The following is a 20,352-nucleotide window of genomic DNA, read 5'->3' as shown; positions in this document are numbered from 1 at the left end:
CCGCGAGTTGCCGCGGCGGGCCCGCGACGCGCTAGGCGATCCGGGTGCCGGCATGGACACCCGCGCGACGCGACACGGTACACGCGGGCTACACCGCCGGGTCGGGCGTCCACCGACGTCGCCGTGGACGCCACCGCCGAACGCCCGACCACATCCGTCGAGGGCCTCGGCGAACGCCTGTTGGGACTGCCGGACACGGCTAGACGCACTCCATCGTGGGCTCCCGTCGCGGTGCGTCGAGGAAGCGGAGCACCTCGGCGAGTACCGCGGCGTCGCCGAGTACCCGGTTGTGACCCAGTCCTCGGGTGACGAACAGCCGGGCCTGGTCGGGGTAGGCCGCCGCCAGTCGATATCCCTGGTCGGCCACCGCCATCGCGTCGTCCTCGTCGTGCACGATCAGGATCGGCACCCGCACCGGACCGGCTCCGGAGGATGCGGAGAACCGCTGCCAGATGGCCGACTCCGGCGCCAGGAGGCGAGCGTCCGCCCGCTCCCGCACCATGGCCTTGACCCGCGGGTCGAGGTCGAGTTCGACGCTGAACCGGTCCAACAGATACTCCATGTCGCAGACCCCGGCCACCGCCACGACACGATCGGCCCGTACGCCCGAGCGCAGCGCCTGGAACGCGCCGAGCACGCCGAAGGAATGCGCGAGCACGGCCCGGAAGTCGCCGTATTCGTGCTGGAGTCGGCGAGCGATCTCGGCATATTCGAGGACGGTCGTGCTCGTCCCGCCGGAATCCCCGTGTCCCGGCGCGTCGAACCCGATCGGGGTCAGCCCCCGAGCCCGCAACTCCTCGACGAACGGCGCGAATCGCGAGGCGCGTGATTGCCAGCCGTGCAGGAGGAGCACCGGTTCCGCGCCGTTGCCCCACCGATAGGTGACCACCCGCTTGCCGCCGACGTACATCGTGTCGGTGGTCGCGAACATGTGGGCCGAACGCTCGGCGGGCCGCACCCGACCTCGCACGAACGGGCGCCGGAACAGCAGGTACGCAAGTGCGCCGGCCGCCCGCGGGGACAACGTGCCGGTGGCGCGCAGGGTGATCCGCGCGGACGCCTCGACGGCACTCATGCCGACCGCCGGTGCGGCGTGCGGCCGAGCAGCGCGACGAGACGCTCCCCCGGTGTCGCGTCCTCGGGCGGATCGACCGCGCCGCCGAATGCGGTTCCGGGCCTGCCCAGTTCCCAACGCTCGGCGAACGCCAGGGCGCTCAGCGCGAGTTCGGGTTCGATGGTGCCGGGCAGGCCGATCGTGCGGGCGACGTCCCAGGCATGCACGAGGTTGTCCACGAAGTGCATCGCGATCGCGACCGAGCCGGAGAACGTACCGAACTCGCGGATGCGAAGCTGCCGTTCGTGTATGTCGGGGCCGGACAGGGACGCCGTGACCTCCACCGCCGAGCCGGCGAAGTCGACCCACGGATCCTCGCCGAGCGCATCGTCTCGCCAGACGTCCGGGTCCGCGGCGCCGGCGGCCGCGGCGATGAAGCCTCGGTTCTCTGCGACCATGTGGCCGAGCAGATCACGCAGGTTCCACCCGGTGCACGGGGTGGGCAGGTCCCACTGATCACGCCGGACGAGCCGCAGCGTATCCAGCACGATCACGGTCGCCCGGCGGTCCGACGCTTGCACGTCGAGGGCGGCGATATCGACGGCGGGGCCGGCGGTGGCGGGTGCTTCGGTATCGGTCATGAGGCGACCTCCATGGACGAGGGCGGGTGGACGCGTGGCCGGTGGTCGCCGCGGCACCCGGGGCACCCGGGGCGAGCGGGCAAACAGGCGAGCGGGCGGCTAGCCACGGGAAGCGTGCCTTTTGAAAACTGCACGACCGGTCGTACTATTTACTAAGCGTGGAGATCCTGTCAAGGCAGACCGGGAGATGGGAATCGAGAGGTAAAGCCGGGAGACGCCCGGAGGTGGGGCAGGCGGATGGCACCGGGAGATAATCGACGGCGATCGGTCGTACGACCGGCCGGCCGATCAGCCGATCAGTCGAACCGCCAAGGGTAGGAGTGGCCGTGAGTGCGTCCCCGACGGACGGGCGGGTCCGCAAGGGCGATCGCACCCGACAGGCGATCATCCGCCGCGCCGCGGACATCGCGTCCGTCGAGGGCCTCGAAGGGCTCTCCATCGGTCGGCTCGCGGGCGACCTGGAGATCAGCAAGAGCGGGGTGTTCGCGCACTTCGGGTCGAAGGAGGAACTCCAACTCGCCGCGATCGGCGCGGCCGTGGACGTCTACGTCGAGCACGTGGTCACACCCGCGCTCGCCGAGCCCGCCGGTCTGATCCGGCTCTGGCGCCTGACCGAGCGCTGGATCGCCTACTCCCGCGACCGGGTGTTCCCCGGTGGCTGCTTCTTCTTCAACGCCTCGGCCGAGTTCGACGCACGGCCGGGTCGCGTCCGGGACACCCTCGCGGGCGCCTGGCGGGGTTGGCGCGAAATGTTGCTCACCGAGGTCGAGACCGCGAAGACGATCGGCGACGCGCCGGCCGACCTCGACACGGCCCAACTCGTCTTCGAACTGATCGCGTTCCTGGAGACCGCCAACGGCATCAGCATGCTGCACGACGACGAGAGCGCCTACTCCCGAGCCGGCACCGCGATCCGCACCCGCCTCCTCGGCGCGGCCACCGATCCGACCACCCTGGCACCGAGCCTCACGGGCGCATAGGGCCTCCTCCCCCGGGAACCCGCCCGGCCTTATTGGACTGCTCATTACAAAACCTGCTAGCGTTTCTCGCATGGCCCGACCTCGGAAGTTCGACGAAGAGGAAGCGGTCCAGGCGGCGCTCGAAGCCTTCTGGGTCGCCGGCTACGAGGCCACCTCGACACAGGACCTGTGCGACGCGACCGGGCTCGGCCGCAGCAGCATCTACAACACGTTCACCAGCAAGCGCGACCTGTTCCTGCGGGCGCTGCGTCGCTACATCGAGCACATGACGTCCCTCCAGGTCGCGAACCTGGAGAGCGATCGACCCGTGCACGACAAGATCCGCGACCTGTTGGCCGTGGTGGTGGCCGAAGAAACCGATGCGGGCGGCGACCGGCGCGGGTGCCTGGTCGTGAACACCGCGATCGAGTTGGCCGGGCGCGACCCGGAGGTGGCACAGCTGCTCAAGCGCGACTATGAACGCCGCCACGCCGCGATCAAGGCCGCCATCGACACCGGCCGACTCGACGGCGACGTCGACCCGGACAAGGACGCCGGCGCGCTCGCACACGCCGTCATCGGCACGGTGTCGGCCCTCCGCCTGGCCGCACGCAGCGGCGTGGACCGCGCCGGCCTGGAAGCGATCGTGAACACGACCCTGGGCGCCCTGTAGGTCGACCGGAGAACCCCCCCCCCCGCACGCCGGCAGCGGCGGCGGACAGCGGCGACACCGGCGGCCCTCCGGCGATCACACATCACGCACGCCTTCGTTTTGAACTGCTCATTACAAAACACGACCACGCGGGAGTCCCCATGCCCCTTGCCGTCTACATCCTCGGACTGGGCATATTCGCCCAAGGCACCTCGGAGTTCATGCTCTCCGGGCTGCTGGAGACGATGGCCGCCGACCTCGGCGTGTCCATCCCCGACGCCGGATTGCTGATCTCGGCCTTCGCCGTCGGCATGGTCGTCGGCGCGCCGCTGCTCGCGGTCGCCACGTTGCAATGGCCGCGCCGCACCGCGCTGATCGCGTTCCAGGTCGTCTTCATCCTCGGCCACGTGGTCGGCGCGCTCGCGCCCGGCTATTGGCTCGTGCTGGTCACCCGCTTCGTGAGCGCCGTCGCGTACGCCGGGTTCTGGGCGGTCGCCGCCGTCACCGCGCTCGGCCTGGTCGCCGCGAACGCGAAGGCCAAGGCGATGGCCGTGGTGGCGGGCGGCCTGTCGTTGGCCACCGTCGTCGGCCTGCCGCTCGGCACGATGATCGGCAACTGGGCCGGCTGGCGTGCGGCCTTCTGGGCCGTCGTGGTGCTCACCGCACTCAGCACCGTGGCCGTGTACGTGGTCCTGCCGGCGGGGCGTCCCGCCCACGAGGCGCCGCGCTCGGTACGCACCGAACTGCGCGCGATGCGGCGGCCACAGCTGTGGGTGGCCTACACGACCACCGCGGCCGGCTTCGGTGCCGTGGTCGCCGTCTTCAGCTACCTGGGCACGATGTTGACCAACACCACGGGCATCGGCGAGGCATGGGTGCCGCTCGTGTTGTCCTGGTACGGCGTGGGCGCGGTGGTCGGGATCACCGTGGGCGGACGACTGGCCGACGAACACCCGTTCGGCACCCTGTACGCGAGCATCGGCGCCATCGTGGCCGTGTGCGTCCTGCTCGCACTCACCGCCGAGAACGTCCCGGCCACACTCGTCCTGGTGTTCCTGCTCGGACTGGCCGGATTCGCGGCCAACCCGGCCGTGAACGCCCGGGTGTTCGCCATCGCGGCCGACGCACCCACCCTGGCCGGGGCAACCAACACCGCGGCGTTCAACGTCGGCATCACCATCGGCCCGCTCCTCGGCGGCCGGGTGATCGCGGCCGGCTTCGACTACGCGGCCGTCGCCTGGGTCGGCGCGGGCCTGGGCCTGGCCGCGCTGGCCGCCGCCCGACTCGACTCGCGCCTGCGCACCCGCGCCCGCGTCCACGCCGGCGAGGCCGCGTCGCCGACCGCCCCGGTGCGGGAAGCGGCCGGGCTCTCCGTCTAGGCCGTGTCCGGTAGCTGCCCCGTTCTGTCCGGGCCGCGCCGGCGTCCGGGCCGCACCACACCCGCGTCCGGGCGCGCCGAGAGGGGTCCGCCGAGCCACCGTCGCGCCACGACGTGACCGTCCCGTCGCATCCTGCGACGGGACGGTCGACGGACCGACCAGAGCGTCTGACGTGGCATCAGTTCCGTTGATTTTCCCGGGCTCCGGGGCTGCCGGTCGGGTTACCGGCGGGTCTAATCTGATGGCCTGCTTCCGATGGTCCGTTTTCGGTCGAACGGGTACAAAGTGCCCGTCTAGGACAGGACGGTTCGCCATGGCCACCATCGACCCCTCGAGACCGCCCGCGTCCGAACCGCCGCTGCGTCGCGCGGCCGGCGAGAAGGGCCTCAAGACCGGCGCGCTGGGCCTCGCCTCCAGCATCGTGATCGGACTCGCCTCCACCGCACCGGCCTACAGCATCGCCGCGACTCTCGGCATCATCGTCGCGGGCGTCGGCCTGCAATCGCCGATCGTGATGGTCCTCGCCTTCATCCCGATGTTCCTGATCGCCTACGGCTACAAGGAACTCAACGAGGACACCCCGGACTGCGGCACCACCTTCACCTGGGGATCGCGCACCTTCGGCCCGATGACCGGCTGGATGGGCGGTTGGGCCATCATCGTCGCGGACGTCATCGTGATGGCCAACCTCGCGCAGATCGCCGGGCAGTACGGCTTCCGGCTGGTCGGCGCCCACGGCCTCGCCGAGGACACGTTCTGGACGACGTTCGCCGGCGTCGTGTGGATCGTCCTGATGACCTGGATCTGCTACGTCGGCATCGAACTGTCGGCCAACCTCCAGAAGGTACTGCTGACCATCGAGGTCGTGGTGCTGATCGCCCTCGGCCTGACCGCGCTGTGGAAGGTCTACCTGGGCAACGCCCCGGACGGCTCGGTGCACATCGGCTGGTCCTGGTTCAACCCGTTCGAGATCGACTCCATCGACGCGCTGACCAAAGGCGTGCTGGCCGCGGTGTTCATCTACTGGGGTTGGGACACCGCCGTCTCGATCAACGAGGAAACCGCGGACACCAAGCACACGCCGGGTCGGGCCGCGGTGATCTCCACCGTCCTGCTGCTGCTGATCTACGTGCTGATCAGCACCTCCGCACTGTCCTTCGCGGGCGCCGGCGAGACCGGCAACGGCCTGGCCAACCCGGACAACTCGGGGGATGTGCTGTCCAGTCTCGGGTCGAGCGTGTTCGGCACCGAGGGGTTCGGCTGGTTCATGGCCAAGCTGCTCGTGTTCATGGTGCTCACCTCGTCGGCCGCGTCCACCCAGACCACGATCCTGCCGACCGCGCGCACCGCGCTGTCCATGGCCGCCCACCGGGCCGTCCCGCAAAACTTCGCCCGGGTGCACAGCCGGAACCTGGTACCGACGTGGTCCACGGTCGGGATGGGCATCGCATCGGTGGCCTTCTACGTGGCGATCACCCGGGTCAGCACCAACGTGCTCACCGACTCGATCGGTTCGATCGGCCTGGCCATCGCGTTCTACTACGGCATCACCGGCTTCGCGTGCGTCTGGTTCCACCGGCGCGTACTCACCCGCAGCCGACGCGACCTGATCACCAAGGGCATCATGCCGGGCCTGGGCGGGGCGCTGCTGGCGTACTTCTTCACCGACGCGTGCATCGTGTACTCGGACAAGGACTACGGCACGACCTACTGGACCCTGCCGTTCGCACCGCACTGGCAGCTGGGCGGGGTGTTCCTGACCGGGATCGGCGCGCTGCTCCTGGGCGCGGTGCTGATGCTCGTCTATCGGTTCATGCAGCCGGCGTTCTTCCGCGGCGAGACGTTGCCGCGCGCGGTGGCCGAGCGGGAGCCGCCGAGGACACCGGCCGCGCCGGTGGGGTCGGTGGGGCCGACGACCGGTTCCCCCGGGGCCGGCGGTACGGCCGGGTCCTGACCTCGGCCGGGGTGGGTCCGGTCCGACGGCCGGGCCCACCATCGCTCAGCGTTCGCGGAACTGCTCCAGCACCCGACGGTCGCGCTTGGTCGGACGGCCGGCGCCCCGGTCGCGTCGGGCCACCACGACCGCCTCTTCACGCGGGGGCGGCGGGGGGCTGTTGTCGATCAGACACTCGGCGGCCACCGGCGGGCCGACTCGCTTGCGGACGATGCGTTTGACCACGACGATCCGCTCGCGGCCGTCCTGGCGCAGCCGTACCTCGTCACCGATCCTGATCGACTGGGCGGGCTTCACCTTGTCGCCGTTGACCCGCACGTGCCCGGCCTTGCACGCCGCGGCGGCCAGCGACCGGGTCTTGGTCAGGCGCACGGACCAGATCCAGCTGTCGACGCGTACGGTCCCCTCGTCTGTCGTTGCCATGGCCCGACTCTAATACCGCACGCGTCGGCTTCGGCCGGGGCGGGATGCCTGCCGGGGGCGGGAGGGTTGCCGGCCCTGCCTGCCGGGGCTCGCCCGATGTCGGGCCGCGCCGGCACCGTGTGCGGGGTCGCGCGACGGCGCGTCTGCGAAAAGTCGAAGCGGTGGGATCGGAGCGGTGGGGACCGGATGACCGAGTGGGCGACACTACACAAGCTGATCGAGGACCAGGACCCGCGCGCGGTCGGCGCGGCACTGCACGGACTCGACGCCGCCGCGCGCAGGGCACTGGTCGATCCGCTCGTCGCCTACGAACGAAACGCGCGTCGCGACACCGGCGTGTGGCGGCGGAGTCCGGCGTTGGCCGTGGCGGGCGCGGCGGTACTGCCGGGCGCCGCACCGTTGGCCGCCTGGCTGGGACGCCACCGGTTGCGCATGTGGTCGAACGACATCACCGACGAGGTCGGGGCCGAACTGGTGATGGCCGCGCTGCGGGATCGGGCGCCGACCTGGTTGCCGAACCTGATGTCCCGGCTGGCCGAGCGCTTGCCCGTCCGGGGCCTCGATCGAGCCCGATTCCTGCTGGTCCGGGCGCTGGCCGCGGAGACCGGTACGGCCCCGCCGCCGAGCGACGGGTACGTGCTGACCTGGCTGGAGGAACCTCGCGCCGCCCGGCTGTTGTCGGTGGATTCGAGGTTCGGGGGTTCCAGCTCTGCGGGCCCGAGGTCTGCGGGTTCGACATCGGTGGGATCCACGCCGATGGGTTCGGTGTCGATGGGTTCCGTGTCGGCGGGTTCGGCGGTATCGCGATCAGCAACGGTGGGATCCGCGGCGGTCGGGGGATCGACGTTGCCGGCTGCGATGTTCCCCTCCGATCGTGCGGAGTGTGGCGCGTTGTTGCTGCGTCTGTTCGAGGTCCCGGGCGTGGGTTCGTTCTTCGACGCATCGTCCTGGTGGCCGGAAGCGTTCCCGGCCCTGATCGCCGAGGGTCGCGTCGATCGGGCGGACGTGGTGGCTGCGTGCGTGACCCGGCTCGGCAGTCCCGGTCGGGCCAGCGAACTGGCCGGCTACCTGCGCGTATTCACCGCCCTCGACCTCACTGCGGACGAAATCGTCGCGCACGCCCGGGAGTTGGTGGCCGTGTCCACGATGGCACCGGGCAGGGTGGCGACTGCCGCCCTGGCGGCGCTGATCCGGGCCGATCGGGCGGGGTCGCTGCCGCCGGAGATCGCCCTGACCGCCGTCGAGGCGGCCTGTACCCGGACCGAGAAGAAACTCGTCCGCACCGCGCTCGGTTGGCTGGACACACTGACCGCGCGCGACCCGGCGGCACGCGCGGACGCGGCGCTGTCGGTGCTCGCCGTCGCGTTCGGCCGGCAGCCTGCCGACCTCCAGCGCCGAGCCGTCTCCTCGGCGCTTCGCTGGATCGACCACGCGGGCCCCCGGGCCCGAACCGACCTCCTCGCCGCTGCCCGGCAGTTGCCCGCCGACCAACGGGCCGAGCTGGGCGCCGACGCCGGTTCCGCCCCGCCGGTGCCGCTCCCGGGACTGCCGGCGTACGTTCCCGAGGAGCTGCCGGCGCCCATCGTGGACGCGGCCGAGTTGGCGGTCGAGATCGCGGTGCTGCACCGGCAGTCCCGGGAGGAACTCGATCCGGTCGCGGTCGAGCGGGTGCTTGCCGCGCTCGTCGCGCTCAGCGCCGTGGACCGGTCGGGGGTGCGGGCCGCGCTTGCGCCGCTCCTCGCCCGGGACGCGTACCTGCCGACCGAGCTTCCCGCGGGTTCGATCGACGACCCCTATCGGCAACTGCACCACGCGGACGACCTGATGCTGGTGGTCGCGGCGGCCCAGGCACCCGCGCGAGGCGCGTTCGGCGCCCCCTACCCGGGCACCGACCCGACACCCGGCGACCGGCACTGGCGGGCCCTGCTGCGCCGGCCCACGTCGACGCCGCTGCACGAGGTGTACGCCCGCCGGCTGCGCGCGATCGCGGTCGGCGTGGCCCATGCACCCCGCCCGGCCCTGCTCTCCACGCCCACCGGCGCGAACGGCCTGATCGACCCGGCCGTGCTGGTCGGCCGGCTGCGTCGGGCGGCGGCCGAGGGCTGGCAGCCGTGGCCGTTCGACCTGGAGCACGCGCTGCGTCGCCTGCCGATCGCTCCGGAGCCGGAACTTGCGGCACACGCACGCGCGTTGGGCACCGCCGAGGGTGACCGGGCGGCGCTGCGACTGGCCGCCGGGCACCTACCGTCGGCCGACCCGACCCAGGCCGTGCGACGCAGCACCGATCGTGGTCGATTCGGCCACCGGGTCGCCGAGCCGGTGACCGCGACGCTGGCCGTGGTCCCGACCGGCAGCCGGCTCGGCCTGGACACGCCCGAGGACTGGCTTCTGGACGGTTACGACGGGGACCGCAGCGGGCGTTGGGCGTCCTGCCTGCCGTCCTTCCTGCCCAACGATCGGGACCTGATCGCCGCGCACCTGGTGCCGCAGTTCGCCCACCGCACCCGGGTGGGCCGGGGCGACGGCCGCCTGCTGCCGATGCTCGCCATCGCGGACGGGCCGTTCGGGGCCGGTCTGGCCCTCGCCCTGGCCCACGGCCTCAACGCCCGCGATCGCACCGACCGTACGCACGCCACCGACGCACTCGCCATCCTCGCCGCACGCGGCCAACTCGACGGCGCCTTCCTGGGTGACCTGATCGGCCGGTCGACCGCCGCCGGCGACCTCACCCCGACCCGATTCGTCCCGAGCCTGCGCGAACTCGCCGACGCGGGCGCCCCGGAACCGGTATGGGACCTCCTCCGGGCCGCCCTCCCCCACACCCTGGCCGCCACCCCACCACCCACCCGGCACGCCGACCTGCTCGAACTGGCCGTCCACGTAGCCGACATCACCGCCGCCCGAGGCCCCATCCCCGGCCTCCCCGAAGCCGCCACCCCCGGCCCCTCCCGCTCCCGCACCGAGGCCCGCCGCCTACTACACATCCTGACCGGCCCCTGAACCGATCCCCCAGCAGCCACAACCACCACACCACCTGAACGACATCGACCCGGCGCAGGCCCGTGCGCCGGTTCGGTTTGCCCCACCCTCCCGCACCGGGTCGCACGATGGTGGTTTCGGGTGCCCACACGGTAGTTGGCCATGATTGTCGTGCGGGATGGTGTTGCGGTATCGGTGAACCCCTGAGGAGTCGTCGTGTCCGCACACGTGGTCCATGTCCCCGGCAGCCCGTTCCTGTTGAGCCGCCGGCGGTGTTGTGCGCTGGCCGTCGCGCTCGCCGGATCGGCGGTTGCGGTGGCTGCGCCGGCGACCGCGGCCGAGCAGCGGGCGCCCGCCCGAGCGCGATTGCGCGGCGAGGCGGAGCGGTTGCTTCGGGACGGCGGTTTCGTGAACGCCGCGATCCTGACCCGCGACGGACGCGAGTACGCCGAGGGGCATGCGGGGCCGGCCGATCTGCGCACCGGGCGGCCCGTACCGCGTGACGGGCAGGTGCGGATCGGGAGTGCGACCAAGACGTTCGTGGCCACCGTCGTGTTGCAACTGGTCGCCGAGGGGCGGTTGTCGCTCACCGACCCGGTGGACAAATGGCTGCCCGGGGTGGTCGCCGGCAATGGGAACGACGGTCGTCGGGTGACGGTGCGGCACCTGCTCCAGCACACCAGCGGCCTGCACAACTACAGCAACGAACTGCCGGACACCGCGACGGGCTTCGAGCAGGAGCGGTTGCGCAGCACCCGTCCGGAGGAACTGGTCGCCGGCGCGATGCGGTTCGCGCCGAGCTTCCCGCCCGCCGACCCGGCGGATCCGGCGCCGAACTGGGAGTACTCGAACACCAATTACGTGCTCGCCGGGATGATCGTCCGACGGGTCACCGGTCGCTCCTGGACGGACGAGGTGCACAGCCGGGTGGTCCGCCCGCTCGGCCTGGCCGATACCTACGCACCCGGCGACGATCCGACGCTGCGTGCGCCGTATGCCCACTCCTATCACCGCTTCGCGGACCGGGACGCCTGGGTGGACACCACCATCCGCAACATGACCTGGGGCGACGCCGCCGGCGAGATGATCAGCACGCACGCCGACCTGGACCGCTTCTTCACCGCGCTGCTGCGGGGCCGGCTGTTGCCGCCCGCCCAACTCGCCCGGATGTGCGACACCGTGCCGATGCCGGCCGACTTCGAGCAGGTCATGCCCGGAGTGCGCTACGGGCTCGGACTGATGCGCCAGCCACTGCCCGGCGGCGGATTCCGCTGGGGGCACGGCGGAGACATCGAGGGCACGAAGATCCGGATGGGGGTCACCGAGGACGGCCGACGCAGCGCCGTGATCGTCGTCAACGGCACCTACGCGGACGACGAACACGAGCTGCCCTCCGAGCTGTCCGTGCAGCAGCTGACCGACCGACTGCTCACCCCCGCAGCGCCCTGAGACCACGTCCGCACCGCCGCCGAACCACCTCGGCGCCGCCCGACAGGAAGGCAATCCGTGCCGAACTTACCCACCCCGCCGCCGCGTTCCGGGCTCCGTGCCGCGTGCCTCCTCGCCGTCGGCGTCGTGCTCGCCGGCACCACGGCGGCCGCGCCGAACAAGCCGTCCGACCCGCCCGCGTCTCGCCTCCAACGCGACACCGACGCAATCCATGCCGCCGGTGCGATCGGCGTCACCGTGCGCTACACCGCACCGGGCACGGTCCGCACCACCCGCAGTGGCGAAGCCGAGTCGCACACCGGCCGACCGCTGCCCCGGGACGGCTACTACCGGATCGGCAGCACCACCAAAACGTTCGTGGCCACCGTCACCCTGCAACTAGTGGCCGAGGGCAGGTTGCGGTTGGACGAGCCGATCGAGACCTGGTTGCCGGGGCTGGTGCGCGGCAACGGCAACGACGGCCGCCGAATCACCCTGCGACAGTTGCTCCAGCACACCAGCGGCATCCCGGGTTACACCGCGATCCCGGCCGCCGTCCCGGGTCTGTACTCCGCACGCGGCTACCGGGAGAACCGCTTCCGGCACTATCAGCCCGACGAACTGGTCGCCGCCGCGCTGACGTTGCCGAGCCGGTTCGAGCCCGGCACCGGGTGGGCCTACTCGAACACCAACTACGTGCTCGTGGGCATGATCGTCGAGCGGGTGACGGGCCGGTCGTGGGGCGACGAGGTACGCGACCGGATCCTGCGCCCGCTCGACCTGCACGACACCCGCGTCCCGGGCGACGATCCGTACCTTCCTCGTCCGCACGCGCAGGCCGAGCACACGTTCGCCGGTGACGACCGGCCCACCGACACGACCGTGCTCAACCACACCGTGGCCGACGCGGCGGGCGCGATGTACGGCACGCCGAGCGACATCGACCGGTTCTTCCTCGCGCTGCTCTCCGGCCGGCTGCTCGGCCCCGCCGAACTCGCCGAGATGCAGCACACCCGTCCGATCCCGGACGAGCCCGGGCGCGGCTACGGCCTGGGCCTGGAGAGCACCGAGCCGAGTTGCGGCGGGCGCTACTGGCACCACGGCGGCGACGATCTTGGCTTCTCCAGCGAGAACGGAGTGACGGCCGACGGTCGGCGCGCCGTCCTGGTGGTGAAGAACGGCGTCGACGAGAACGACGAGGCGGGCGGCGCACGGGTGGACGCGGCAACCAGGGCGCTGATCGACCACGCCCTGTGCGCGCCGGATCCGACTGGCCCGTGAACGCACGGTGCCGGCCGCCGACCGACTACCCCTTGGGCGACAGCAGTTCGGCCCACCCCTCCAGGGTGGGCCGTTCCGCCAGGTCGGCGAAGTCCACGGTGACGCCGTGCTCGCGCGTCCAACGCTCCACCAGGGCCATCACCCGCACCGAGTCGAGGCCGTAGTCGACCAGGTTCTCGTCGTCGGGGATGTCCGCCGGGTCATCGCCGAGGATGTCCGCGACGTCGGTGCGAATGATCTCGAGGGTCAGGGCCATGTCAGGTCTACTTCCCGGTGAACAACGACTCGGTGTCGGTGACCACCGCGCAGTTCGCGGCAGCCCATTGCAGTGCCATCCGGTGGTTGTCCGAGGTGAAGTCGGCCACCGCGTCCGCCACCACGAATGCCTGGATGTCCTGCATCCAGGCGTCGCACGCGGTGGTCATCACGCCGATGTGCGCGTACACCCCGACGATCACCAGCTGGTCGCGGCCGAGTTCACGCATCCACGCGCGCAGCTCGGTGCGGACGAAGGCGCTGTACTTCCACTTGGTCAGCACGGTGTCGGCCGGGCCGGGTGCGACGGCCGGTGCGATCGCCGCCGCGTGCGGGTCGTCCGGGAGTCCGGGTCCCCAGAAGTCCTGTTGCAGGCCGCGCTGTTCGGCCGTCTGGCCGCCGGGTTGCGCCGAGTAGACCACCGGCACGCCGAGTCGGTCGCAGTCGTCCTTGAGCCGGGCGACGTTGGCCAGCAACTCGGTGACCGGCGAGGCGTCCGGTGTGAATGCGGACAGGAAGTAGTTCTGCAGGTCGTGGACGAGCAGCACGGCACGGGCCGGGTCGACGACCCAGTCGACCCGGTTGCTCGGCAGCTCGGCCGGGTCCGGCATCGGGTACGGAGCGATTTTCGGCAGTGCCATGACGGCCTTTCAAGGGAAGATGAAGGAAAACAAACCCCGGCCGCGTAGCGGACGAGCAGCACGGATGCGAAGCACCGAACCGAAACCCCGCCCGCGTAGCGGACGAGCAGCACGGATGCGAAGCACCGAACCGAAACCCCGCCCGCGTAGCGGACGAACAACACGGATGCGAAGCACCGAACCTCACCGAATCAGTGCGCGGTATCTGCCGGTTCGACGGAACCGACCACCCCGGTAGAGTCCACCCCAGCAGAGCCCACCACCCCAGCGGAATCGCCCGCTCCCACAGCCCCGCCCCCTCCCGCAACCCCGGCCAGTCCGGCCGCGATCGCCACGCGCAGGTCCTTCTTGCTCACCTTGCCGACGCCCGTATACGGGAACGTCTCGACGAACTCGACGTGGTCGGGCACCTTGTAGCCCGCCAGACCGCGTTCGCGCACGAAGCGGCGGATCGCCACCGGCTTGAGCGGCGCGGCCCCGGTGCGCAGGATCACGTAGGCGCAGGTGCGTTCGCCCAGGTAGGCGTCCGGTACCGCGACCACGGCCGCGTCGTGCACGGACGGGTGGGCGAGGATGTGGTTCTCCACCTCTTCGGCCGCGACCTTCTCACCGCCGCGGTTGATCTGGTCCTTGGCCCGGCCCTCGACCACCAGGTGGCCCGAGGGAAGCCGGCGCACCACATCCCCGGTGCGGTAGAAGCCGTCCTCGGTGAAGGATCTCGCGTTGTGCTCGGGCGCGTTCCAGTAGCCGCGAATCGTGTACGGCCCGCGGGTGAGCAGGTGACCGGTCGCGCCCTCGGGCAGCTCCGCGTCGGTGTCGTCGACGATCCGGATCTCGTCGTCCGGCGAGATCGGTCGACCCTGCGAGGTGACGATCAGCTCGTTCGGGTCCTCCAGCCGGGTGTAGTTGACCAGACCCTCGGCCATCCCGAAGACCTGCTGGAGCGTGCAGCCGATCGTGGGGGTGACCCGCCGGGCCGCCTCCTCGCTGAACTTCGCGCCGCCGACCAGCAGTACGCGCAGACTGCTCAGGTCGAATCCGCCGCGCTCGGCTGCCTCGGTCCAGGCCAGCGCGAGCGGCGGGACCACCCCGGTGATGGTCACCCGTTCGCGCTCGATCAGGGCGAACGCCACGTCCGGGGTGGGCCTGGGGCACAACACCACGCGGGCGCCCGCGTACAGCGCGCCGAGCGTGCCGGGCGAGCTGAGCGGGAAGTTGTGTGCGGCGGGCAGTGCGCACAGGTACACACTGTCCGCGTCCACCGCGCAGATCTCGTTGGAGCCGCGCAGCGAGTAGATGTAGTCGTCGTGCGTGCGCGGGATCAGCTTGGGCACGCCGGTACTGCCGCCGGACAGTTGCAGAAAGGCGAGTTCGTCCGGCCCGGGTGGGTCGGTGAGTTCCACCGGGTCGCTCTCGATGTCGGCCAGCGCGGTGTGTTCGCCGGGGTCGCCGACCACCAGGACGTGCTTCAGCGCGGGCAGGTCGGCACGCACCCTGCTCGCGAGCGCCCGGTGGTCGAAGCCCTCGGACACGTCGGGGATCACATAGGCGACCGCCTCGGTGAACGCGCAGAAGTAGGCGATCTCGGTCTCGCGGTGTGCGGGCAGCGCGAAGACCGGCAGCGCGCCGATCCGAAACAGCGCGAAGACGACGGCGAAGAACTCGGCCACGTTGGGCAGTTGCACCACCACGCGGTCGCCCTTGCCGATCCCGCGGGCGAGCAGCCCAGCGGCGAGGCGGTCGGCCCGCTCGTCCAGGTCCGCGTAACTCCAGCGGCGGTCGCCGTCCACGATCGCGATCCGGTCCGGGTGTGCGCCGGCGCGCTCGCGCAACATGCCGCCGAACGTCTCGCCGCGCCAGTACCCGGCGGCCCGGTAGCGCTCGGCGAACTCGGCGGGCCAGGTGGGTGCGGGCACGGGGATCGGGGCGCTCACGAGCGGCCTGCCACGGCGTGCAGGAAGGTACGGAACTTGGCCTCGGTCTCGGCGATCTCCGCCTCCGGCGAGGAGGCCGCCACGATGCCGGCGCCGGCGTACAGCCGCAGGGTGTCCGCGTCCGCCTCGGCGCAGCGGATGGTGACGACCCATTCGCCGTCGCCGTCCGCGTCGCCCCAGCCGACCATGCCGGTGTACAGGCCGCGGTCGAACGGCTCCAGGTCGGCGATGGTGCGCCGGGCGGTCTCGGTCGGGGTGCCGCACACGGCCGGGGTCGGGTGCAGGGCGCAGGCCAACTCCAGTGCGGAGGCCGGGTCCTTGGCCGGCAGCGTGCCGGTGACGGTGGTGGACAGGTGCCACATGGCGGCGGTGCAGACCAGGGTCGGCCGTTCGGGTACCTCCAGCGTCTCGCACAACGGTGCGAGCGCGGCGCGCACCGCGGCCACCACGACGGCGTGTTCGTGCAGGTCCTTCTCGGATTCGAGCAGACCGGTCGCGCGGCGCACGTCCTCGGCCAGGTCGGTGCTGCGCTTGGCGGAGCCGGCCAGCGGGTTGGCCAGGACGTGCCGGCCGGAGCGGGAGACCAGCAGTTCGGGACTGGCGCCGACCAGCGTGCTGCCGGCTCGTACTCCGGGCACCGCGAAGGTGTAGCCCTGCGGGTCGCGGCGGGCCAGTCGCTGCAACAGCACGGGTATGTCCGGCGGTTCGGCCGAGCGCAGTTCCAGGGTGCGGGCCAGCACCACCTTGTCCAGCGTGCCGGCGCGCATCCGCCGGACCACCTCGGCCACGCCCGCTCCGTATACCTCGGGCGCCGGCACGGGTCGGATGTCCCATGTGGTTGCGGCCGGTTCGGGAGCGGCCAGCGCGATCAGCGGGTCGGCGGACAGCGGCGGTCCCCAGCCGGCCGCCTCCGGGACCACCAGCGCGGCGCGGCCGCGCTGATCGAACGGGACGGCGCCGAGGACGATCGGGCCGCGCCCGCCGACCGGGCTCGCCGCGGCCAGGGTCTCCGCCACCCGGGTGGTCAACGGCCGCTCGTCGTGCCCGACTTCGGCCTGCACGCCGTGCGCGAGCAGGGTGCGGGTGGGTGAGGCGAAGAAGCGCGCGCTGCCGGGTCGATACGCGTCGAGCAGCGCGGTCGCCGCGCCCACTGTGGCGAGGCCGGTGGCTTCTGGGGTGGTCACCTGAGGCTCCTTTGATTCTCCGGCGGGGTGCTGCGGAGGCCGTGCGGTGGCTCGTTCGAAGAGCCGGGTCGAACCGGTGCGGGTGCGGGTGGTGCCCGCCGAGCCGGGCGGGACGGTGTGGGTCGGGCCCGGCGCGGGTGCCGAGGGTCCGTCACACGTGCAGCGTCGCGCCGCCGTCGACGTACATGTTGTGCATGGTGATCTGCCGGGCCCGATCCGAGGCGAGGAAGACGACCGCCTCGGCGATGTCGGCCGGGTCGGCGATCCGGCCCAGCGGGATCCCGGTGCGGTAGCTGGCGAGGTCGCCGTCGAGGACCCGCCGCGGCGCGTCCGCGTCGGTCCACAGGGCGCGTTGCATGGGGGTGTCGGTGGAGCCGGGTGAGACCACGTTGCAGCGCACGCCGCTGCGCGCGAGTTCCAGGCCCAGACACATCGTGAACATGGTCGCGGCGGCCTTGGACGCCGCGTACGCCGCCATCCCGGTGCGCGGGATGCCGGCCGCGTTGGAGCCGACCGTGACGATGCTGCCCGCACCGCGTTCGGCCATCGGGCCGGCCACCGCGCGGCTGGTGTGGAAGACCCCGGTGCTGTTGACCGCGAACGTCTGCGCCCAGGCCAGGTCGGTGAGTTCGGTCACCGGCGAGGTGTGCAGCACGCCCGCGACGTTGACCAGGATGGCGATCGGCCCCAGGTGTCGCTCGATCGCGGCCACGGTGGCGGTCACCGCCTGGCCGTCGGTGACGTCGAGCGGGTAGACGGCCACCGCGTCGGTGTCCTCGTCGACCACCGACTTCTTGACGCCGACCGGGTCGCGGTCGGTGGCGGCGACGATCGCGCCGTGGTCGACGAGGGCCCGGACGACGGCGGCACCGATGCCCTGGGCGGCGCCGGTGACCACCGCGACGCGGCCGGCGAGGTCTGATGGGTGCACGAAAATCCCCTCGGCAAACACGACTCCGAAGTCGGAGTTTAGGTGAGCCTAACCTAACCTCGTGCGTTCGGTCGATGGTGGCCGGGGGCCTCCTCGAATCACCCGAACCTCGACAACTGGCCGGATTTCTCCCGAGGATGCACCCCTCACGGCGCACGCTCGGAAGTCGCGCAGAGTGCCGCCGGTCCGCATGGTGACCCCTCCGGGCACCTCGAAGAGCCCTCGATGCTTAGGTTAGCCTCACCTTATGACTGTGCATCAGCCGATTCTGCGAAACTCGGCGGATCCTCCTAGCGATCCCGCCGACGCGACGCCCGAGCCGCCCTCGGACGAACGCGCCGACGCCCTGTCGAGGAACCCGCACGGCCGGCGCACGGTGCTCTTCTCCGGGATCGCACTGATCGCCACGGTGTCGGTGCTGGCCGGCGTCTCGCTCTCGGTGGGCGCCGGCGAGGTCGGCGTCGGCGGCGCGTTCGACTACCTCTTCGACCGGGGCGGCGCACGGTCGGACACCCACCTGACCCTGGTCATCCGCGACCTGCGGCTCCCCCGCACGCTGACCGCGCTGCTCGCCGGCGCCGCACTGGGCATGGCCGGGTGCCTGCTCCAGACGGTCACCCGCAACCCGCTCGCCGAGACCGGCCTGCTCGGCGTCAACGCCGGCGCCTCGCTCGGCGTCGTGCTCGGCATCACCCTGGTCGGCGTGCAGACCGGATACGGCTACCTGCTCTGGGCGTTCGCGGGCTCGGCCGTCGCGGGACTGCTCGTGCTGCTGATCTCCGGGCAGCGCGGCGGCGGTTCGCCGATGCGGCTGGTCCTGGCGGGCGCCGCGCTGAGCGCGACGTTCGGCGGCATCACCAACGTCCTGATCGTCAACTCGGCCGAGGCGTACGATACTTTCCGCTTCTGGGTGCTCGGCTCACTGGCCGGCATCCAGGGCTACGAGTCGCTCGGCAGCCTGGCCCCGGTGCTCGCGGTCGGCTTCGCGATCGCGCTGCTGACCTCCCGCTCGTTGTCCGCCCTGGTGCTCGGCGACGACCTCGCCCGCAGTCTCGGCCACCGCCCCGCGCCGACCCGGGTCCTGGTCGCCCTGGCGGTCACCCTGCTCACCGCGTCCTCGGTCGCCCTGGTCGGCCCGATCTCCTTCCTCGGCCTGCTCGCCGGCTTCCTCGCCCGCACCCTGGTCGGCCCGCGGATCCCGGCCCAACTGTGCTTCGCGGCCCTGATCGGCGCGGCCGTACTGACCGCCGCCGACGTCGCGGCGCGGGTGGTCTCCCGGCCGTTCGAGGCGCCGGTGTCGGTGATCGTCGCGCTGATCGGCGCACCGCTGCTGATCGGCGTGGTCCGCTCCCGGCGACTGGGCGCGCTGGGTCTGACCGATCCGGCCACGGCCGAATCGGCCACCCGCTCCGGCGGTCGCCGCTCGCCACTGCGGCGGCTGGGCCCGGCCGTGGCCGCCCGACTGCCGCGCCGGCTGCGCACGCCGCCCGAACACCTGGTGCTGCGCCGCGGCGCCCTGTCCCTGCTGCTGCCCAGCCGGGCCGTGCTGACCACGATCGTGCTCGCCGTCGCCCTGCTCGGTGCGATCGTGCTGTCCGTGTACTCCGGTCAACGCGAACTGGGCCTGGTCCGCACGTTCAACGCGGTCTTCGGCCACGGCGACCACTTCGACGTGCTGCTGGTCCGGGAGTTCCGGCTCGGTCGCATCATCGCCGGCGTGGCGGCGGGCGCGGCGCTGGGCGTCGCGGGCTGCCTGACCCAGACCCTGGCCCGAAACCGGCTGGCCACCCCGGAGTTGCTGGGCGTCAACGACGGCGCGACCGCCGCCGTGCTGATCTCCGTCACGTTCAGTGCGAGCGGCACCTTCGGCGCGTGGTGGGCCGGGCCGATCGGCGCGATGGTCGCCGTCCTGGTGGTCACCGCGGTCGCCGGCGGGCTGGGCCAACGCGGCTACCGGGTCCTGGTGGTGGGGCTCGCGCTGTCCGCACTGGCCTCGGCGATCACCCAGGTGGTGCTGTCCCGCCGCTCGCTCAATTCGGCGAGCGCGCTGTACGTGTGGAGTTCGGGCAGCCTGAACGGGCGCGGCTACGACGTGGCCGGGCCGGTACTGATCGGGTTGGCCGTACTGGTCCCGCTCGCGCTCGTGCTCGGCCGCAAACTGGACGTGCTGCGCTTCGACGACTCCACCGCCGCCTCGCTGGGCGTGGATCCGGCCCGAATCCGGCTGGTCTGCCTGATCGCGGCGGTGTGCCTGGCCGGACTGGCGGTCGGGATCTGCGGGCCGGTGGGCTTCGTCGCACTGGCCGCCCCGGTGATCGCCGGCCGGCTGGCCGGGCCGCTGCGGGTGCCGATCCTGGGCTCGATGCTGGTCGGCGCGATCCTGATCGTGCTGGCCGACATGCTCGGCCGCATCCTGCTGGACGGCGCCGAGATTCCGGTGGGCGTGGTCAGTACGGTGCTCGGTGGCCCGTTCCTGCTGTGGGTGCTGCTGGGGCGATCGAGCGCGACGCGCGCATAGGCTCGGCCCGGCGGCTGCGCGGACTGCCGGCGCCGGCGCCTGCGCTCCGCCGAACGCGGGTCTGCCCGGACCCGCCATGTCCCGTTCTGCCCAGATATGCCCCGCTCGGATACGCCCGGACACGCCCGGGCGACAAGAA

General features: G+C 71.9%; 16 protein-coding genes. 8 read left to right on the top strand and 8 right to left on the bottom strand.

Annotation, left to right across the window (positions count from 1 at the left end; translation table 11 throughout):
* Positions 1 to 199 precede the first annotated feature (199 nt).
* Both ACZOOI_RS25430 and ACZOOI_RS25425 read right to left on the bottom strand, forming a co-directional pair.
* Complete coding sequence (locus ACZOOI_RS25430; RefSeq protein ID WP_465278006.1) at positions 200 to 1,075, bottom strand: alpha/beta hydrolase; 876 nt, start codon at positions 1,073 to 1,075, stop codon at positions 200 to 202.
* Positions 1,072 to 1,695 carry a TIGR03086 family metal-binding protein gene (locus ACZOOI_RS25425; protein ID WP_465278005.1) on the bottom strand — a complete coding sequence of 208 codons (624 nt, stop codon included), beginning with the start codon at positions 1,693 to 1,695 and terminating at the stop codon, positions 1,072 to 1,074. The genes ACZOOI_RS25430 and ACZOOI_RS25425 overlap by 4 nt, the downstream gene beginning before the upstream one ends.
* A 326-nt stretch (positions 1,696 to 2,021) precedes the next feature.
* Here ACZOOI_RS25425 and ACZOOI_RS25420 point away from each other — a divergent pair, with 326 nt between their 5' ends.
* From ACZOOI_RS25420 to ACZOOI_RS25405, 4 genes are all read left to right on the top strand, one after another.
* Entirely contained in the window at positions 2,022 to 2,675 is a 654-nt protein-coding gene (locus ACZOOI_RS25420) for a TetR/AcrR family transcriptional regulator (protein ID WP_465278004.1), read from the top strand.
* Between the two features lie 70 nt (positions 2,676 to 2,745).
* Positions 2,746 to 3,327 (top strand): TetR/AcrR family transcriptional regulator, encoded by a 582-nt coding sequence (locus tag ACZOOI_RS25415; RefSeq protein WP_465278003.1) that lies wholly within the window; start codon positions 2,746 to 2,748, stop codon positions 3,325 to 3,327.
* Positions 3,328 to 3,467: 140 nt separating this feature from the next.
* Positions 3,468 to 4,685: a Cmx/CmrA family chloramphenicol efflux MFS transporter gene (locus ACZOOI_RS25410; RefSeq protein WP_465278002.1), complete on the top strand. Its 1,218-nt coding sequence runs from the start codon at positions 3,468 to 3,470 to the stop codon at positions 4,683 to 4,685.
* A gap of 313 nt (positions 4,686 to 4,998) precedes the next feature.
* Complete coding sequence (locus ACZOOI_RS25405; protein WP_465278001.1) at positions 4,999 to 6,639, top strand: APC family permease; 1,641 nt, start codon at positions 4,999 to 5,001, stop codon at positions 6,637 to 6,639.
* Between the two features lie 45 nt (positions 6,640 to 6,684).
* On the opposite strand, the gene ACZOOI_RS25400 is transcribed toward ACZOOI_RS25405, so the two are convergent.
* Positions 6,685 to 7,062: an RNA-binding S4 domain-containing protein gene (locus ACZOOI_RS25400; RefSeq protein ID WP_465278000.1), complete on the bottom strand. Its 378-nt coding sequence runs from the start codon at positions 7,060 to 7,062 to the stop codon at positions 6,685 to 6,687.
* A 186-nt stretch (positions 7,063 to 7,248) separates the two neighbouring features.
* Here ACZOOI_RS25400 and ACZOOI_RS25395 point away from each other — a divergent pair, with 186 nt between their 5' ends.
* From ACZOOI_RS25395 to ACZOOI_RS25385, 3 genes are all read left to right on the top strand, one after another.
* Positions 7,249 to 10,062, top strand: a complete 2,814-nt coding sequence (locus tag ACZOOI_RS25395) for a hypothetical protein (RefSeq protein WP_465277999.1) — start codon at positions 7,249 to 7,251, stop codon at positions 10,060 to 10,062.
* Between the two features lie 234 nt (positions 10,063 to 10,296).
* Positions 10,297 to 11,490 carry a serine hydrolase domain-containing protein gene (locus ACZOOI_RS25390; protein ID WP_465281285.1) on the top strand — a complete coding sequence of 398 codons (1,194 nt, stop codon included), beginning with the start codon at positions 10,297 to 10,299 and terminating at the stop codon, positions 11,488 to 11,490.
* 57 nt (positions 11,491 to 11,547) lie between these two features.
* Entirely contained in the window at positions 11,548 to 12,750 is a 1,203-nt protein-coding gene (locus ACZOOI_RS25385) for a serine hydrolase domain-containing protein (protein WP_465277998.1), read from the top strand.
* Positions 12,751 to 12,775: 25 nt separating this feature from the next.
* Here ACZOOI_RS25385 and ACZOOI_RS25380 read toward each other — a convergent pair whose 3' ends face one another.
* The 5 genes from ACZOOI_RS25380 to ACZOOI_RS25360 form a co-directional block, all read right to left on the bottom strand.
* Entirely contained in the window at positions 12,776 to 13,006 is a 231-nt protein-coding gene (locus tag ACZOOI_RS25380; RefSeq protein ID WP_465277997.1) for a phosphopantetheine-binding protein, read from the bottom strand.
* Positions 13,007 to 13,013: 7 nt separating this feature from the next.
* Positions 13,014 to 13,646 (bottom strand): isochorismatase family protein, encoded by a 633-nt coding sequence (locus tag ACZOOI_RS25375; protein ID WP_465277996.1) that lies wholly within the window; start codon positions 13,644 to 13,646, stop codon positions 13,014 to 13,016.
* 191 nt (positions 13,647 to 13,837) lie between these two features.
* On the bottom strand, positions 13,838 to 15,580 hold the full coding sequence (locus tag ACZOOI_RS25370; protein ID WP_465277995.1) for a (2,3-dihydroxybenzoyl)adenylate synthase: 1,743 nt from the start codon (positions 15,578 to 15,580) through the stop codon (positions 13,838 to 13,840).
* Complete coding sequence (gene dhbC / locus ACZOOI_RS25365) at positions 15,577 to 16,764, bottom strand: isochorismate synthase DhbC (RefSeq protein ID WP_465277994.1); 1,188 nt, start codon at positions 16,762 to 16,764, stop codon at positions 15,577 to 15,579. The genes ACZOOI_RS25370 and dhbC overlap by 4 nt, the downstream gene beginning before the upstream one ends.
* A gap of 151 nt (positions 16,765 to 16,915) precedes the next feature.
* Positions 16,916 to 17,695, bottom strand: coding sequence for a 2,3-dihydro-2,3-dihydroxybenzoate dehydrogenase (locus ACZOOI_RS25360; RefSeq protein WP_465277993.1), 780 nt, complete (start codon positions 17,693 to 17,695; stop codon positions 16,916 to 16,918).
* Positions 17,696 to 17,942: 247 nt separating this feature from the next.
* On the opposite strand from ACZOOI_RS25360, the gene fhuB reads away from it, so the two are divergent.
* Positions 17,943 to 20,213, top strand: coding sequence for a Fe(3+)-hydroxamate ABC transporter permease FhuB (fhuB, locus tag ACZOOI_RS25355; RefSeq protein ID WP_465277992.1), 2,271 nt, complete (start codon positions 17,943 to 17,945; stop codon positions 20,211 to 20,213).
* Positions 20,214 to 20,352 lie beyond the last annotated feature (139 nt).

Source organism: Embleya sp. L77 (assembly GCF_055557415.1).
Note: the sequence above shows the minus strand (reverse complement) of the source record. Positions and strands in the feature narration are given on the sequence as shown.

What these genes read in the sequence shown, in the direction of transcription:
- ACZOOI_RS25430 (WP_465278006.1), bottom strand. Translation starts at nt 1,075, where the DNA reads ATGAGTGCCGTCGAGGCGTCCGCGCGGATCACCCTGCGCGCCACCGGC.
- ACZOOI_RS25425 (WP_465278005.1), bottom strand. Translation starts at nt 1,695, where the DNA reads ATGACCGATACCGAAGCACCCGCCACCGCCGGCCCCGCCGTCGATATC.
- ACZOOI_RS25415 (WP_465278003.1), top strand. Translation starts at nt 2,746, where the DNA reads ATGGCCCGACCTCGGAAGTTCGACGAAGAGGAAGCGGTCCAGGCGGCG.
- ACZOOI_RS25410 (WP_465278002.1), top strand. Translation starts at nt 3,468, where the DNA reads ATGCCCCTTGCCGTCTACATCCTCGGACTGGGCATATTCGCCCAAGGC.
- ACZOOI_RS25405 (WP_465278001.1), top strand. Translation starts at nt 4,999, where the DNA reads ATGGCCACCATCGACCCCTCGAGACCGCCCGCGTCCGAACCGCCGCTG.
- ACZOOI_RS25400 (WP_465278000.1), bottom strand. Translation starts at nt 7,062, where the DNA reads ATGGCAACGACAGACGAGGGGACCGTACGCGTCGACAGCTGGATCTGG.
- ACZOOI_RS25395 (WP_465277999.1), top strand. Translation starts at nt 7,249, where the DNA reads ATGACCGAGTGGGCGACACTACACAAGCTGATCGAGGACCAGGACCCG.
- ACZOOI_RS25380 (WP_465277997.1), bottom strand. Translation starts at nt 13,006, where the DNA reads ATGGCCCTGACCCTCGAGATCATTCGCACCGACGTCGCGGACATCCTC.
- ACZOOI_RS25375 (WP_465277996.1), bottom strand. Translation starts at nt 13,646, where the DNA reads ATGGCACTGCCGAAAATCGCTCCGTACCCGATGCCGGACCCGGCCGAG.
- fhuB (WP_465277992.1), top strand. Translation starts at nt 17,943, where the DNA reads ATGACTGTGCATCAGCCGATTCTGCGAAACTCGGCGGATCCTCCTAGC.